13 protein-coding genes are annotated in these 15,643 nt (G+C 57.0%); 9 read left to right on the forward strand and 4 right to left on the reverse strand.

Features of this window, described 5'->3' with window-relative positions; translation table 11 throughout:
- The first annotated feature begins 303 nt into the window (after positions 1 to 303).
- Together AC2FLU_RS02385 and AC2FLU_RS02390 are read left to right on the forward strand one after the other, a co-directional pair.
- A complete protein-coding gene (locus tag AC2FLU_RS02385; RefSeq protein ID WP_496808348.1) occupies positions 304 to 2,286 on the forward strand; it encodes a phosphatase PAP2 family protein in 1,983 nt (660 codons plus the stop codon).
- Positions 2,287 to 2,470: 184 nt separating this feature from the next.
- Positions 2,471 to 3,679: a DUF8225 domain-containing protein gene (locus tag AC2FLU_RS02390; protein WP_480554278.1), complete on the forward strand. Its 1,209-nt coding sequence runs from the start codon at positions 2,471 to 2,473 to the stop codon at positions 3,677 to 3,679.
- Between the two features lie 8 nt (positions 3,680 to 3,687).
- Here AC2FLU_RS02390 and AC2FLU_RS02395 read toward each other — a convergent pair whose 3' ends face one another.
- Positions 3,688 to 4,629 (reverse strand): YcaO-like family protein, encoded by a 942-nt coding sequence (locus tag AC2FLU_RS02395; RefSeq protein WP_496808347.1) that lies wholly within the window; start codon positions 4,627 to 4,629, stop codon positions 3,688 to 3,690.
- A gap of 68 nt (positions 4,630 to 4,697) precedes the next feature.
- Here AC2FLU_RS02395 and AC2FLU_RS02400 point away from each other — a divergent pair, with 68 nt between their 5' ends.
- Both AC2FLU_RS02400 and AC2FLU_RS02405 read left to right on the forward strand, forming a co-directional pair.
- The gene (locus tag AC2FLU_RS02400) at positions 4,698 to 5,009 is read left to right on the forward strand and encodes a hypothetical protein (protein WP_480622989.1); all 312 of its coding nucleotides are present in this window, start codon (positions 4,698 to 4,700) and stop codon (positions 5,007 to 5,009) included.
- Between the two features lie 32 nt (positions 5,010 to 5,041).
- The gene (locus tag AC2FLU_RS02405; protein WP_496808346.1) at positions 5,042 to 6,661 is read left to right on the forward strand and encodes a hypothetical protein; all 1,620 of its coding nucleotides are present in this window, start codon (positions 5,042 to 5,044) and stop codon (positions 6,659 to 6,661) included.
- 6 nt (positions 6,662 to 6,667) lie between these two features.
- Here the strand turns inward: AC2FLU_RS02405 and AC2FLU_RS02410 are convergent, their stop codons facing one another.
- From AC2FLU_RS02410 to AC2FLU_RS02420, 3 genes are all read right to left on the reverse strand, one after another.
- Positions 6,668 to 7,051: a carboxymuconolactone decarboxylase family protein gene (locus AC2FLU_RS02410; RefSeq protein ID WP_480604617.1), complete on the reverse strand. Its 384-nt coding sequence runs from the start codon at positions 7,049 to 7,051 to the stop codon at positions 6,668 to 6,670.
- A 237-nt stretch (positions 7,052 to 7,288) separates the two neighbouring features.
- Positions 7,289 to 8,377, reverse strand: coding sequence for an aromatic ring-hydroxylating oxygenase subunit alpha (locus AC2FLU_RS02415; RefSeq protein ID WP_496714705.1), 1,089 nt, complete (start codon positions 8,375 to 8,377; stop codon positions 7,289 to 7,291).
- Positions 8,374 to 9,261, reverse strand: coding sequence for a MurR/RpiR family transcriptional regulator (locus AC2FLU_RS02420; RefSeq protein WP_480518298.1), 888 nt, complete (start codon positions 9,259 to 9,261; stop codon positions 8,374 to 8,376). The genes AC2FLU_RS02415 and AC2FLU_RS02420 overlap by 4 nt, the downstream gene beginning before the upstream one ends.
- 68 nt (positions 9,262 to 9,329) lie before the next feature.
- On the opposite strand from AC2FLU_RS02420, the gene AC2FLU_RS02425 reads away from it, so the two are divergent.
- The 5 genes from AC2FLU_RS02425 to AC2FLU_RS02445 are packed head-to-tail and all read left to right on the forward strand — an operon-like array spanning position 9,330 to position 15,643.
- Entirely contained in the window at positions 9,330 to 11,783 is a 2,454-nt protein-coding gene (locus AC2FLU_RS02425; RefSeq protein WP_496811852.1) for an FAD-dependent oxidoreductase, read from the forward strand.
- Positions 11,783 to 12,865, forward strand: a complete 1,083-nt coding sequence (locus AC2FLU_RS02430) for an alcohol dehydrogenase family protein (protein ID WP_480604624.1) — start codon at positions 11,783 to 11,785, stop codon at positions 12,863 to 12,865. The genes AC2FLU_RS02425 and AC2FLU_RS02430 overlap by 1 nt, the downstream gene beginning before the upstream one ends.
- A complete protein-coding gene (locus AC2FLU_RS02435; RefSeq protein ID WP_496808345.1) occupies positions 12,862 to 13,440 on the forward strand; it encodes a dimethylsulfonioproprionate lyase family protein in 579 nt (192 codons plus the stop codon). The genes AC2FLU_RS02430 and AC2FLU_RS02435 overlap by 4 nt, the downstream gene beginning before the upstream one ends.
- On the forward strand, positions 13,437 to 14,543 hold the full coding sequence (locus AC2FLU_RS02440) for a mandelate racemase/muconate lactonizing enzyme family protein (protein ID WP_496808344.1): 1,107 nt from the start codon (positions 13,437 to 13,439) through the stop codon (positions 14,541 to 14,543). The genes AC2FLU_RS02435 and AC2FLU_RS02440 overlap by 4 nt, the downstream gene beginning before the upstream one ends.
- A complete protein-coding gene (locus AC2FLU_RS02445; RefSeq protein ID WP_496808343.1) occupies positions 14,540 to 15,643 on the forward strand; it encodes a mandelate racemase/muconate lactonizing enzyme family protein in 1,104 nt (367 codons plus the stop codon). Before AC2FLU_RS02440 ends, AC2FLU_RS02445 begins: the two co-directional genes overlap by 4 nt.

The raw sequence follows: 15,643 nt of genomic DNA on the forward strand, positions 1-15,643 counted from the left end.
GAACTGGTTCACTTTCTTCCGGACTGATGCAGTTCGCAATGTCTTTAGAATCGCGGGCCTTGCCTGTGGCATCTGGCCTGGTTTGCGAGAATCTGAGACGTGGCAAGTCTACAGCGGCGTTCAAGTGCTCGGTTGGCTTTGCAACGTGAGACCGGGTCACGGTTTTTTGCGTGATAGCGTTCTGTACGCCGGCGTGAAGCTGGCAACTTATTGAAAAAAAGTAGAAAACACATTCCCTTTTTGGAAGTCACGATCCGGTAACGCCGTGATGCGATTCGTTCTGGTGTCGATGAGGAGAACATCATGTCGCAACATACCGTTCCGTCTGAACCATGGCAGAACCCTTATGAAGCCCATCAAAAGGTAGGCCGGGGTCGAAGCCGTTTGAGTGTGTTGGCGCGTTCCTCTCAGGAGGTTTTCAAGGATCACAACGGTGAATCGGACCTTTTTGAAGGAACATGGCCCACGAATTTCTCGAAGGGGTTGCGTCATGACGTAAACGGAATTGTCGACGCGCAGGTCTATACCGAGTTTCTGGAAGAAGTGGCTGATCCGACCTGCACCGACAATTTTGGCAATCGGTTGGCGTTGTTCGACATGCCAGCCTACTCCGGGCCCTTCCGCACCGCGCCATCAGAGGGTGGTGAATTTAGGTGGCGTGCGTGGGAAGGGCCAATCCTGGGCCACCGGCTTGGTCTCAACGGATGTGACGCCGGGGGTTTGGGTATTGCCCCCGCGCCCCGGCTTGGCTCGGATGAGCTGGCGGCGGAGATGGCCGAGATCTACGCGATGGCCATTCTGCGGGATGTACCGTTCGAATCCATCAGGGATGGTGTCGGTGATGCGGCCAACGTGGCTGGTGCCCTTGGTCAGTTGGAATGGTTCCGGCGCGATGGCAGCCCTCGGGACGCCGATGGCGCTGAGATTGGAAAGGTTTCGGCGGCGCGGCGGGTTCGGGATGGTGGCGGCCTGACCCCTCCAACCCTGTTTCGTGGTTGCTCGCAGGGCTGTGCGCAGGGGCCGTATCTGTCGCAGTTCCTGGTACAAGGCCACGATCCACTGACAGCAGATCAAGCGCGCCGGCAGAAGCATAAGCTGACGCTGGCAATGGCCGCCGGGCCTGTTCCCTTCGGCGCTTTGAGGATCGACCAGAAGATCTTGCCGCAGGCGGCGGGCGTGGACTATCTGCGGGATTGGGCTGAGTGGCTGGACGTTCAGAACGGGGCGGACACGACGGCCGAACAAGCCTTTGAGAGCGACGGAACGAAATTCATTGAAACACCGCGCGACCTTGCCTCTTACGTGCATTTTGACAGAATTTATCAGACTTTTTTCAATGCCTGCCTGCTGATGCTTGGACAGGGCACTCCGACAGACGAAGGTCTGCCTGAGGATGGATATGCCGGTGTGCGTGATCCTGGCTCTACCTGGGGCGGCGCGCATGTTTTGTCCCTGCTGACGGAAGCCGGGGCACGGGCCCTGAGGGCCGCGAAACGTCAGACGTTTCAGGTGCACAATCGTGCCCGGCCTGAAAAGCTGGGCAGTGTGACGAGTTTGATGGCAAACGGTCACGGCGCAACTCTTGGCGCGGCCGAGTCATTTGCCGCGGCTCATCTGAGAAAACTCGAAGCTGCGGCAAGCGAAGGTTTCAGTCTTATGGATGCAATCGCCGCCTCGCCTTCGGTGAAGAGGTTTGCGCATAACGCCATTTCCCATAAGGGCCTGCCGCAAAATGACCGTAACTTGCTGCTGCCGGTTGCTTATCCCGAAGGCTCGCCAATGCACCCGTCTTATGGGGCGGCTCATGGTGCCGTTGCCGGGGCATGCGTCACTGTGCTCAAAGCTTTCTTCAGAACGCACGCTTTGGATGGATCACGGGTATCTTTGGCTGCGGCTGGTCTGCCTCGGGTCCTTGTGCCAGCTGCGGGGGGTAAGACCCTGAACAACTCGACCCGACCGGAAGACAGTGCAGACTGCCTGACGCTAAATGGCGAGTTAAACAAGCTCGCTGCGAATATTGCACTTGGGCGCAACTTGGCGGGCGTTCATTTCTACAGCGATTATTTCGACAGTATCCGGATGGGTGAGCGTATCGCGGTCGGAATACTGGCAGAGCATATGGCAAAATCACCGGCGTCATCGAAAGTGTCGCTTGAGACTTTTGACGGCGATCATCTCAGCATCTTGGGTAATCGGTCTTCTGGCAGTGAAATCCACGTTGCCAATAGTTCGCCTGAGTTGTGGTGGACCCGCCATCTGCCAGAGCAGGCAGGTTGGGGCGGATGAGGTTTCAGATTTTTTCGGAGGGAGTTTTTTCATGATGCTTCCGTGCCCGTCAACGATGATGATCTCTCGAACCAGGCTGGAACTGCCGTGGCAATTATTGATGGCAGATCAGCCCTGCATTTCAGATACGGATCGGTGTTCGGTGATGGCTGTTTTTCAATCGCCAGGTTGCGCCGATAGGGGGGTGAGTGAAGCTGCCCTGTCGGATTGGAACTCGAGAATTGAAGGGATGTTCGATGGCAATGGAGTGAGCCCGTTCTTGGTCATGGACCCAGACGACATCTTCGACGGTCAGATATCGACGGGGTTCAAATGGTCTGCCAACCCGCGCGAACCCCGGGATTGTCTGGGCGAGGAGCTGGCCGCCAGTCTTTCGGATCAGGGATGGGCAAGCCGGGCTGAACTGCACAATGAATTTTTAGAATATGTGCTGATTTTACGTCCCGATTCCGACGGCAAAATGCGGCCGAAGCGCTTTGTCGCCACGACCGAACTGATGGAGTGGTGGAGAACCATGGCAGTGTTCGATCTGAATCACTTCCTTTCGGTCGTCGAAACCGTATCCAGATGTTCATATTCCTGCGAAGAGCTGTTCGAGGTTTCGCGAGCAGATTGGTGCGAGATGGATGTGCCTCAACGCATCGCTCGTTTTCACAAAAGACTGGTGGGAACAGATTTTGCCCATCCACCAGAGCATCCGTTGAATATCGAACATGCTTTGTTCATGACCACAGAGACAAACAGCCTGAGCGACCTGATCGCCACAATGCATCTTTCCTCATTCCCCTATGTTGTCGGCCATGGCGAAAGCAGAAGGCCCGCGCGGCTTTGTGAGGTGTTACATTTTGCCAACCGACAGGATCTGTATTGTCGCCATGCGGGATCTGGTTTGGCGGGTGAAGCCCTTGATCTGGCCTTCTCCATGGGCGCGGCGACACCGACAGGGCGTGCGATGGCATTCGTGAATCCTCTGGGGCTTTATTTTCGGGCGTTTCACATTTCCGAACTCTTCGTGGATGCGGTGAATGTGCCGACAGATTGGGTGCGTTATCCGCGCGGTGAAGCTGGAATGCCCATGCGCCTTGAGTTCGGGCCGGGCGACGATGATCCCCGGTTTCTGGACGATATCACCATGGGAACAGGGCCAACCGCACGGCCTGTGTCGGGTTACGCGCTTGCCAGCCTGATCGAAGTTGGCCCCTTGATAACAGTAGCGGCCAAACCACGCGCGATCACAAGGGTCGAATTTGTTGAAGTCCCGCCTGTTGATCCAGGCGCCATCGTTTGTGGACTTCCAGAAACCAAACGATGCAAACAGATTTCTGAATTTGCGGACCGGACCGAAACCGAGGTCTTTGGCAACGTAGCGCTAACTCGCCAATTCAGTCACTGACAAAGGTTTCAAACCGGCACGGCTTTGACCACGGGCAAAGGTATTTCCGGCGCCGTCATATCGAATATGGCAATCGGACGCCCGGCAGCGTTGGCCGCCGCTGTCAATACAGCCATTAGCGTCGGGTCGGGGCTTTTCCAGGCATCCACATCGAAAGAGGATGCCGGAGTTGGCGGGCGATTGGTTTGCGCGCCGCGATACAGTCGGAACAAGCGTGCCTGTTCCTCATTCATCGCGTCATCTGTCACGCCGGTGTGGTCAAGCGTCACCATATTGCGCCAGGACACAACCGCCTCGCATGCCGCGTGCCAGACACCTGTCGCCAGATCGGCGGAAAAAGCCGTTCCATAGGTTGGCCGCCCGCCATCCGCATCGGCGCAGACCGCACGCAGTAGCAAGCCGACCGCCGGAACCACGCGAAGGTGAACGCTCAGATTGCGCAGGTAGGTGTTCAGCCAGCGGGTCAGATCGCGCGGCAGCGCTGTTTCGGGCAACACCTGGTCGAACCCACGTGGTCCAAGCGCGTGTTCCAGACATTCGAGCGAGGCCCATAGCGCAGCGGCCTCATGCGTTGGTCCCGCTGCGCCCCCCTTCGACGTGATCTGCCCGTCGCTGCCCGGCGCACCCAGAGCAAGGGCATCACGTGGCAGAAAATGCGTGGCACCGTCCGATGAAATCAGGCTCTCGCGGGTTTCAGGCGAATCCGCGCTGTATTGCAGCGCATAACGTTCGATCGCTTCGAAACCCGAAAGCCGTGCGGCTTCGTTCCGGTTACGCGCAGTGCCGAAGGACACGCGATGTTTCATTGCGCCAGCGGGTGGCACTGTTCCGTTTCGCAAATTGATCATGCGAAAGGCGGTGTGGATCGGAGCACCTTTGGGAAATTCAGCAAAAGAAGGTCCGGAAATAAGCCCTGCGTTTTCGGCCAGTTCAATCAGCGCGTCGGTCATTTTTGTTTCCGGATAGGTATGTAACGGGTTATACAAATGGTTGTGGTTGTTAAGAAAGGACTTTTAGTATGGCTCGTTTGACTATTAATCCGAAATACACACTTAAGGATCTTGGGTGTGAAGTTTTGAACGCCGCCCGGAGCAACGCGCTGGGGTCGCCAGAAGATCGCGATGCGGCTGAGCAGAAGATACATGACATCCTTTCGGATGTTGGTAATCCTGCGGTGGAGTTCGTCTATGATTCCAAGGACAGGGTTCACATTGTCATCCCCGATCTGAGCGATAAAGAGCCAGACCCAAATCCCGATCACCAGTCATGGTGCTGCAAGCTGGCCTACGAAGCGATGGGTGGCATTGTCGTTTATGGCTGTGGTTCCTGACCGCAGTGTCTGAACTTGCCTGAGGAGTTTATTTGAGTAAGGCAAAAACCAAGATATTCCTGACCGGTCCGTTTCAGGTGATTTGCGACGACGGCCAGGATGCAACACCACGCGGCACCAAGGCGAAAGCGCTTCTCGCCTTGGTGTTGTTGTCTAAAAATGCTGTTCGCAGCAGGGCCTGGCTGCAAGACAAGCTTTGGAGCAAAAGCTCACCCGCACAGGGTGCGGCATCGTTGCGCAAGGAACTTAGTGTCCTGACCAAGCATCTGGCCGGGTTCGGTCTGGGGTTTCTGGACATCGGGCGCGAGAATGTCTCCATCGACCTGAAAGCGCTTGAAATTGATTTGTTTGATGAACCGCTTCAACCGGATCGCGCCGAGCTTCTGGAAGGGTTGGATGTTGCAGACCCGGAATTTGAAGACTGGTTGGCCGTTGAACGGCAAGCTTATTGGGATGTTGGTTTTGATGAAAACGCGCCCGTTCCGGTTGGCGCGCGCTTTCCATCCCATTGGGGGCGCCAGAGACCAGCAATTGTTGTCGAGCCGTTTGAAGTAATTGGTGACGATAACAACATCAACGTGGCGGCGGCCTCGATCCGGGACGAATTGCTTTTCCTTTTGGGCACGTTGTCGGATGTCATTGAATTGCGCGATGCGCGAAGACAGGAAGGGCCTGTCGACGGTTATATGCTAAGCGGCAGCGTGGTAGGGGCCGAAGGGCTGCGCGTGGCAGCACAATTGACGTCAACTGTGGATCAGGTGTGCCTGTGGACCGAACGTTTCCGGTTTCGGGAAAAGGATACGTTTGACGCCGTTGAAGAAATCGCAATGAAAGTTGTCGAAGCGCTTCAGTTGCGGCTGCGGGATGGTCACTGGTCCGATATCTGGTCAGCACACGCTACATCCACCGAAGTTTGGACGGCATTTCAGAATGGCCGCATTCAGGAAAGCCTTACGACCAAGGACGGCCTGTTTCGTGCCATCCGCCAGTATGAGGTCTGTTTGCAGCGCGATCCGGACTATCTGCCTGCGCGGATCGCTGTCGGTTTCTGCCGCCTGGACCTGATCCGGTTGGGCATGGAAGATTCGCCGGAACAAACGCTGGCTCTGGTCGAGGCCGACTGCGCCATCATGCGTGAAAAACACCCGGCGGATCCCTATTGTGCCGCGCTCGAAGCGTTTACCCAAAATGTTGCTGGCCATACTGCCAAGGCTTGCCAGCTGATGCGCAAGGTTCTTGAGCGGTTCCACAGCAGCCCCGAATTGCTGGGCTATTATGGTGTCTTGTTGATGTATGACGACCGGCTTGAGGACGGAATAGCCACGTATCGGCAAGCTCTTGCGTTAACTCCGCACCCGCCGATCTGGATCGAGGCGAACTTGTCAATGACCCTTGCCCTCTCGGAAGACAAGGCAGCATGGCAGCACGCGCATAATGTCTTGCGAGTGGACCCCGGCAGCGTGCGGGCGCGGGTCGTGTTATGCATGTTGTCCGCTGCGGCAGGCAACCAGTCACTGGCACGTCGGCACGCCCGTCGCATCCTGGAATTGCAGCCCGGATTTACGGCCGAGCGCTGGGCCTGGCCCGGCTGTTTCAAAAACAGAAAATACTATGACGAAGGCGCGCGACTGTTGGCCGAAGCTGGTCTTTGATGGCGTTTATTTGTCTTCCAGCACTTTACGGGCGACGCGGAAACACTCCAATGCTTGCGGAACGCCGCAATAAATCCCGACCACGTGGATGATGGCGCGTATTTCTTCTTTGGTGACCCCGTTGGTGATGGCGCCGCGGCAGTGGATTTCCCATTCATGCATCTTTCCCAAAGCGCCGATCATGGACAGGTTCATCATCGATCGCGTTTTTGCGTCGATCACGTCATCCCCCCAGCCAAAACCCCAGCACCAGGCGGTCATGGCTTCCTGAAACGGGCGGGTGAAATCGTCAGCTGCTGCAAGGTTCTTTTCCACATAGTCCGCGCCCAGTGTATTCTTCCGTTGTTCCAACCCTTTCAGGAACAGGTCTTCGTCAAATAAGTCGGCCATTGCGGGTCTCCGGTTTGTCAGCGTGTCAGGTGGTGGTTGTATGCGGGATCGTAGTGCGAAATTATCCAGTGGCACATCTGTTTTAACCGGTGTGGATGGTCCATTATCTCGATATACCTACGTGGCTTTAGGCCAGGACCGGTCGACTTCGCAAAGGTGCCATTCCTTGGGCATCAGCGTGGTTGATCTATCCGCTCAAGGGCAGGGCAAACAGGTTATGTCTGCCTGGGGCGGGTTTCATTCCACGGCCTCGCGCATCCATTGTTGCAACTTCGCGATTGAGTGTTCAGACATCACACCGCAACCCGGATCCAGCACCAGCGGGCCGGGGCGGTAACCGCGCGATCTGAGGCCGCGATGCACGGATTCCACAAGCCGGATGTCTTCTTCGACCGTTGTTTCCCTGTCTTGAACGGCCAGTTGCAGGATCACCGCGCTTTCCGAACCACCTTCGGTGTACCAACCGCGCCAGACGGTGCAGTGATCCGTGTCACTTGCGCGCCAGTGATATGTGTTCAGCACATTGCCCGGGTAGCACTGGAACGAAAACATAGGCCACAGGAACCACGATTGGTATTCGCCCGCATGAGGCACCGACAAGTCGATAGGGTAAGTCATCTTGTCGAGGCTCTGACATTCGGTCGTGTGGCGCAGCACGAAACCGCCGCCTGCATCGGGTTGGATGTCGTAGGTTTCGGGCTTGACGACACCTTCAGCAAAAGTCGGGTGGTTGGTCGGGCAGTGATAGCATTCCGAATAATTCTCGACGCTGACCTTCCAGTTGCAGTGTTCAGGGATCTCGACCCATTCCAGCGGCTCAAGCTCGTCGATATGTGGGACAAATGTACGGATTTCCTGCCGCACTCCGGGATACCAGTCATCCATCGGGGCTGCGTTTTCGTCGAGATTGACGAAGATGAACCCATTGAAGATTTCGGTCCGGACCGCCGTCAGGCAGATTGCACTGCGGTCAAATCCGGGGACGGATTTGATATTTGGACCCGCGCGCAGCTGGCCGGACAACTCGTAAGTCCACGCGTGGTAAGGGCAGACGACGACGCGGGTGTTTCCTGCGCCCGAGACCATTTCGTGCGCGCGGTGCTGGCAGACGTTATAGAAAGTGCGAATTTCGCCATCGCGTCCGCGAATGCAGAACAGGTTTTGCCCGGCGATCTCAAAAGCAAAGTAATCCCCTGTTTCCCGAACCTGCGCGACATGGCCTGCGAACTGCCATGTTCGGGCCAAAAGCCCCTGTATCTCCTTCTCGAAAATGGCGGGATCCGTATAGTAGCGCGCGTCCAGTGAATGGGTCAGGGGTACATTCATTCGGGTTCCTCCGCATAGATGCCAAGCTGATGGCGGCGACGATGGAAACGTTCGACCCGTTCGACGATCTCGTCGCTGGATACCGCGATCACGAAAGACAGCAGCGTTTCCAGCAGCGCGATGGTCGAAACGGATGATGGGAAAAACTGCGGCGTATCTGCTGCGACGACAAACCCGTGATGGGCGTTCCGGATCACAGGGCTGGCCGGGCTGTCTGAGATACCTATGACAGTCAGGCCCTGCTGACGTGCCAGTTTGACCGCCTCGATCACTTCGGTTCGGTAGGGATGACAGGTGATCGCAATCAGCACGTCCTGTTCATCCGCCCATGCAAGATCGTCTACCGGGGTTGAACCGGGGCGGGGGATTGCATGAAACTGCTTCATCCCGGTCGAAGCCAGATAGGTAAAGTTGCGCGCGTTGGAATTGTTGACGCCCACGCCGAGTGTGAAAATCTGGCGACAATTCCAGATGACTTCGGCAGCAGATTTCAGGCGGTTCGCGTCGATCCCTGCAAATGTTTCCTCGATATTCCGGATCGCGGCGCCGATCATATCGGCATACAGGCCGCCCAATTCACCGGATTTGCCGATGTCCTGAAGCCATCTGGCACGGTCTGGAAACGACACGCGCCCTTTTCGGATCGCGTCGCGAAAGGGTTCGCGAAAATCTTCGTACCCTTCAAACCCCACTTGCCGTGCCATGCGCACGAATGTGTTGGGTTTGACCTTTGCCGCCTCGGCAATTTCGCGCACGGTTGAGACCCCTACATCCGTAGGGTTCTCCAGAACGTAACGCGCGGCTTTCTGCGCCTCAGGGGTCAGGGCGTCCCACTCTTCGGTCAGGCGGTCCAGAACAGTTGATGATACATTTGTGTCATTCATGATTGACGATGGTACAAATGTGGAATTAGCCTGTCGAGCAGAAAAGCGACTCGGGAAGAGGAAAAATCATGTCCGGGAATGAACTGCCGTCACACGCACGCGTGGTCATCGTCGGAGGCGGCGTCATGGGCGTTGGTCTGGCCTACCATCTGGCCCATGAAGGCTGGGGCGAAGAGACTGTTCTGCTGGAAAAGGCCGAGCTGACCAGCGGCAGTACATGGCATGCGGCAGGGCAGATTACGCATTCAACCTCAAGCTTTGGTCTGGGCAAATGCGTCGATTACAACATCAGTTTGTATTCCGGCCTGCTTGAGGCCGAGACAGGTCAGCCTGTCACATGGCATGGCTGCGGCTCGTTCCGTCTCGCATATACCGAGGATGAGATGGATTGGCTGCGCCATACCCTGTCGGTGGGCCGGTCGCTGGGTTTCAATATCGAACTTGTCGGTCCCGAGAAGGTGGCTGAACTGCATCCGTTTTATAACCTCGAAGGTGTTCTGGGCGCGCTGCATACACCGGATGACGGGCATGTGGACCCGACCAATGTGACCATGGCGATGGCAGCCGGGGCACGCCAGAAGGGCGTGCGCATCTTCCGCAGCTGCCGGGCGACGAACATCACGCAGGGCGCAAACGGCGAATGGATTGTTGAGACCGAACAGGGCACCATCATCTGTGAGCATGTGGTGAACGCGGGCGGCACCTACGCGCGCCAGATGGGCGAATGGTCCGGGCTGCAACTGCCCATGACGTCAATGACGCACCATTATTTCGTGACTGAGCCAGTGCCCGAATTCCAGAACTTGGACAAGGAACTGCCGGTGATCCGCGATGACCGCAAAGTCTCGGGCTATATCCGGATGGAGCAGCAGCGCGGCCTGATCGGAATATACGAGAAAGAGAATCCGAACTCGGTCTGGCATGATCATTGCCCTTGGGAGTACGAGAACTGGTTGTTCGACGCGGATTATGACCGGGTAATGCCATGGCTTGAGGAAAGTCTGAACCGGATGCCGATTTTTTCCGAACTGGGCATTCAACGTGATGTGCATGGGGCGATATCACATCCGCCGGACGGCAACCCCTTGATCGGTCCTGCGCCGAGTGTGCGAAATTACTGGTGCTGTTGCGGGACGCAGATCGGCATCGGCTGGGGGCCGGGTCTGACCCGTGAACTGGCCCGCTGGATGGTGCATGGGGCTGCCGATATCTCGATGCGGGATTTCGATCCGCGCCGCTTTGGCAGCTATGCCAGCAAAGACTGGCAGGTGATCAAGGCCGAGGAAGATTATTGCTTACGTCACGAAATCCCGTTTCCACACTTCAATCGACTTGCAGGGCGTCCGATCAAGCCGTCGCCACTGTATGAGTTGTTGAAATCAAAAGGCGCGGTACATGAAGAGGTCTATGGCTTCGAACGCCCCCGCTGGTTCGCCCGCGATGGCGTGGAACAACGCGATCACTATTCCTTCCGCCGCACTCCTGCCGACGATATGGTCGCGACCGAGGTCAAAGCCGTGCGGGAACGTGTCGGGATCATGGATGTCACTGCCTTCACCAAAGTCGAAGTATCGGGGCCCGATGCTTATACTCTGCTGGATCGGTTGACTGCTAACAGGATGCCGCAAAAGGTTGGCTCGATCACACTGACCCATATGCTGAACCGCCGTGGCCGGATCGAGTTGGAGACTACGATTGTCCGCATGGCCGAAGACCGCTTCTATCTGGTCTGTGCTGCGTTCTTCGAACAGCGTTTGCTTGATCATTTGGCGCATCAGCGCAAGGGTGAAGATGTGCAGATCACCGCGCTGTCTTCCGATTGGTCTGCCTTGTCGCTGAACGGCCCCAGATCACGCGAAGTTCTGGCGCGCTGTACGGATACCGATCTGAGCAATGCCGGGTTCCGCTGGCTGTCGGCGCAAGAGGTCACGATTGCCGGTCATAAACTCTGGGCGTTTCGCATGTCTTATGCGGGTGAACTGGGTTGGGAGCTGCATATGCCCAACGCCGCCTGCCTTGATGTCTACAATGCGCTATGGGCTGCGGGCGAGGCGTATGGCATCGCAGACTATGGCAGTTTCGCCATGAACGTGATGCGGATGGAGAAGGGCTTCAAAGGGGCAGGTGAGCTGACCAACGAGGTCACGCTGGCCGAAGCTGACGCGCTGCGCTTTGCCCGTACGGGCAAGGACTACCTGGGCAGGGACAAGACGCTGAACGCCGATTTGCCATGGATATGTGCCTATCTGCAAATCGAGCCGGATGGCGAAATTGACGGCCATGGAGGCGAGGCGGTGATGCTGGACGGGCGTGTCATAGGCTCGACGGCTTCGGTCGCGTTCGGTCACACGGTCGGTAAGATATTGGCCTTTGCATACATCAAACCCGAAGCAGCAAAAGCGGGAACCGAATTGGAGGTCGTGATTCACGGCAAGCCGCGTCCGGCCCGAGTACTGGATAAGCCCGCCTACGATCCAGACAGCCTGCTGCCCCGCATAGACGCAGTAGTGGAGACCGCCTGATGAACCTGCCCACCACAATGAAAGCCATGGTCACGATGGGCCATGGAGGTTTAGAGCAGATAGTTTGGCACGATAACTGGCCGCGTCCTGAACCTGCGGAGGGTGAAGTGCTGATCAAGGTTGCGGCATGTGGGCTGAACAATACGGACGTCAACACGCGGTCGGGTTGGTACTCTAAGACGGTCTCAGCCGCAACGACCGGTGGTGCGTTTGAAGAGGTTGGCGAAGAAGATCCCACCTGGGGCGGTAATCCGATCACCTTTCCGCGAATTCAAGGGGCCGATATCTGCGGGCATATCGTTTCCGTCGGCGACGGTGTTGACCGGGGGCGTATTGGTGAGCGTGTTATCACGGATGGCTGGCTGCGCGACCCGGTGGAACCCGACAATATGGACAAGACTGGTTATTTCGGCTCGGAACGGGATGGTGGTTTTGCCGAATACGCGACAACTCTGGCGGTGAATGCTGTGGCAATCACCTCGAACCTGACGGATGCTGAACTGGCAACTTTTTCCTGCTCTTACTCCACCGCCGAAGGCATGTTGACCCGTGCCAATGTGACCGGCGAGGATACGGTTTTGGTTCCAGGTGCTTCCGGCGGTGTGGGCGGTGCGCTTGTGCAACTGGCCAAACGGCGCGGCGCACGGGTGATCGCGATGGCATCCGAATCCAAACACGCGGACGTGGCCAGGCTTGGCCCTGACGTCATTCTGCCACGCGCTCCTGCGAACCTGCGCGAGGCGCTGGGCGTAGAAAAGATCAGTGTGGTCGCAGATGTCGTGGGCGGACCATACTGGCCGAACCTGATCGACATATTGGAACGGGGTGGCCGCTATACCTGTTCGGGCGCAATTGCAGGCCCGATCGTCGAACTTGATCTGCGCACATTCTACCTGCGCGACCTGACCTTCACCGGTTCGACCGTCATTGACCCTCAGGTCATGAAGAACCTCGTAACATACATCGAGGCTGGTGAGATCCAGCCAGCGCTTGCCGCGACATACCCGTTGGAGGATCTCCGAGATGCGCAAGCCGCGTTCATTGCGAAAGAGCACGCCGGCAACATCGTGGTGATGCCATGACGCTTGACGATGTTCTTAAAGCTGCCCGGCAAATGCACCATGCGCATCCGGATCTGGCTGCGTTCGCGTCTTGGCCGGGTAATCTGACCCCGACGGGGTTGGATCCCGCACCCATTCCCGCAACGAGACTGGTGGCAGCCTTCGACCTTGTTGAAGACGCGCCAACCCGTGACCTGATCACGGCGGTCAAAGCGACGGCGCATCTGGCACATTGGAAACACACCTACACTGAAGACGAAGTTGGTGCGGATTTCCTGAACCGATACGGCTATTATGAGCTGTTCGGTCCAACCGGACATTTTCACTCGACCCTGCTGCGCGGCTACATCGCGTATTGGGGGGCTGGCCTGAATTACGATTGGCACAGCCATCAGGCCGAAGAACTCTACCTCGTTCTTGGCGGAGGTGCGTTGTTCAAGGTCGATGGGGTCGAAACTTATATTGGTGCCAATCAAACGCGCTTGCACGCAAGTTGGCAAAGTCATGCCATGGTCACCACATATCAGCCGATCCTGACCTATGTCCTGTGGCGCGGTGAAGGCATGGGTGACTTGCCCCGGATGGATATCGCATGAAGATCAAAGCTATCACTGTATATAACATCGATCTCCCGCTTGAGCATCCATATTGGTTGTCTGGTGGGCGGCTGAAATTCGAAACCCTTGACGCGACACTCGTGAAAATCGAGACCGATGCGGGGTTTGTTGGCTGGGGTGAAGGGACCCCATGGGGCCATACCTATGTGCCCGCGCATGGACCGGGTATCCGCGCTGGAATTGAAACGATGGCGCCGTTCATTCTGGGCCTGGATCCGCGACGGGTTTTGGAGGTGGAACGGGCGATGGATCTTGCCTTGCCCGGGCACCTTTATGCCAAAAGCCCAATTGATATGGCCTGCTGGGATATCGCGGGTCAGGCGGCGGGCGTGCCGATTGCCGATCTGATGGGGGGTGGATCGCGGACACCGCGCCCGATTGCGTCCTCGGTCGGGGCGAAAACCGTCGACGAAACGCGCGCGGTCATAGAGCGTTATCGCCAGCGGGGCTACATCGCCTATTCCGTAAAGATCGGCGGTGACGTTGAACGGGACATCGCGCGTGTTCGCGATGTCGAGAGTATTCGGCGACCCGGCGAGATCGTTCTTTATGATGTCAATCGAGGCTGGACGCGTCAGCAAGCGTTGCGTGTGATGAGCACCTGCGCGGAACTTAATGTCATGTTCGAACAACCTTGTGAGACGCTGGATGACATTGCTGCAATCTCGGGGCTTCATTCGTCGCCCGTTTCAGTGGACGAAAGCCTTGTGACTTTGCAGGATGCGGCCCTTATCGCCCGCGATGGTCTGACTCAGATTTTCGGGATCAAGTTGAACCGCGTCGGCGGGCTGACCAAGGCTGCGCGCATTCGGGATATCGCATTGGCCCATGGGATAGACATGTTCGTAATGGCCACTGGCGGTACGGTTCTGGCCGATACCGAAGCATTGCATCTGGCCGCGACCATCCCGGATAACAACTGCCTTGCAGTATGGGCCTGTCAGGACATGATCACGGTCGATATTGCCGGGGGGCGTGGGCCTCGGAATGTTGATGGCCACTTGCACCTGCCAGAAGAGCCTGGACTTGGCGTTCATCCGGATGAAAGCACATTAGGTGATCCAGTGGGAGTATACGCTTGAAAATCAACAAGATAACGCTCTGGTCTGTCGATCTGACAAGTCACGAAACGTACCACATGGCTGACGGCAAGACTTGTGCCACTGTGAAATCCCATATTCTGAGCCTTGAAACGGATACCGGTCACAGGGGATGGGGTGAGGTCTGCCCGATCCCGCATTACCTGCCGGCCTATGCGGATGGGGTGCCGGGAGCCATTGCTGAGATGGGGCCTGAAATCCTCGGGATCACTCCTTTTGGTATAGACGCCCCAATGCGCAAGCTGGACGGGCTATTGCAAGGGCATCAATACGCGAAATCAATCGTCGATATCGCGCTTTGGGACCTGTTCGGTCAGGCGGCAGGGTTGCCGGTTTATGCGGTGTTGGGTGGGCGAACGCAGGCAAATATGCCACTCTATCATTCAATTACTTGCATTGCACCGGACGAGATGGCGCGCATTGCCAAATCCGCTTTTCAAACCGGCATCCGCCAGTTTCAGGTCAAGCTGGGCGTCGAGGGAGATTGGCAGGCGGATGCCGAGCGGCTGATCAAAGTGCGCGAAGCCGTGGGAACCGGGCCGTTGGTATATGGTGACTGGAATTGTGGAGCATCGCGATTGCAGGCAACCCGTACCGGGCGTGCGGTGGCACATCTGGACGTGATGTTGGAACAGCCCTGCAAAACGCTGGAAGACTGTGCCGCTGTCCGTCAGGCTACTGGTCTTCCGATGAAAATCGACGAGAGTGCCTTTGACCTTGCCTCGCTTTTGCGTGCGTATGAACTGGGTTGCATGGATGCGGTGGCGCTTAAACTTTCGAAATTCGGCGGATTGTCAGCAATGCGTCGTGCACGGGATCTGACCGTGCATCTTGGTGCCGAGATTTGCGCTGAATGCACATGGGGGTCTGACATTATTACTGCGGCTTCACTTCACTTTGCGGCGTCGACGCCGAAAGGTTCTCTGATGAACACGTGTGACTTGTCTTCTTACGTGGCCCCGCGTCTGTGTCCTGATGCACCAATTCGTGAAAACGGCCGGATTGCTCCGCCCGAAGGTCCGGGTTTAGGTGTTGTGCCGGACCTCGATATCCTTGGCACCCCAATTCTGGAGATCGACTGA

This window comes from Ruegeria sp. SAZD013 (assembly GCF_059612525.1).

Excerpts from the sequence above, each read along its gene's own strand:
- AC2FLU_RS02395 (WP_496808347.1), bottom strand. The coding sequence starts at position 4,629 with ATGACCGACGCGCTGATTGAACTGGCCGAAAACGCAGGGCTTATTTCC.
- AC2FLU_RS02430 (WP_480604624.1), top strand. The coding sequence starts at position 11,783 with ATGAACCTGCCCACCACAATGAAAGCCATGGTCACGATGGGCCATGGA.
- AC2FLU_RS02400 (WP_480622989.1), top strand. The coding sequence starts at position 4,698 with ATGGCTCGTTTGACTATTAATCCGAAATACACACTTAAGGATCTTGGG.
- AC2FLU_RS02425 (WP_496811852.1), top strand. The coding sequence starts at position 9,330 with ATGTCCGGGAATGAACTGCCGTCACACGCACGCGTGGTCATCGTCGGA.
- AC2FLU_RS02385 (WP_496808348.1), top strand. The coding sequence starts at position 304 with ATGTCGCAACATACCGTTCCGTCTGAACCATGGCAGAACCCTTATGAA.
- AC2FLU_RS02415 (WP_496714705.1), bottom strand. The coding sequence starts at position 8,377 with ATGAATGTACCCCTGACCCATTCACTGGACGCGCGCTACTATACGGAT.
- AC2FLU_RS02440 (WP_496808344.1), top strand. The coding sequence starts at position 13,437 with ATGAAGATCAAAGCTATCACTGTATATAACATCGATCTCCCGCTTGAG.
- AC2FLU_RS02435 (WP_496808345.1), top strand. The coding sequence starts at position 12,862 with ATGACGCTTGACGATGTTCTTAAAGCTGCCCGGCAAATGCACCATGCG.
- AC2FLU_RS02420 (WP_480518298.1), bottom strand. The coding sequence starts at position 9,261 with ATGAATGACACAAATGTATCATCAACTGTTCTGGACCGCCTGACCGAA.
- AC2FLU_RS02410 (WP_480604617.1), bottom strand. The coding sequence starts at position 7,051 with ATGGCCGACTTATTTGACGAAGACCTGTTCCTGAAAGGGTTGGAACAA.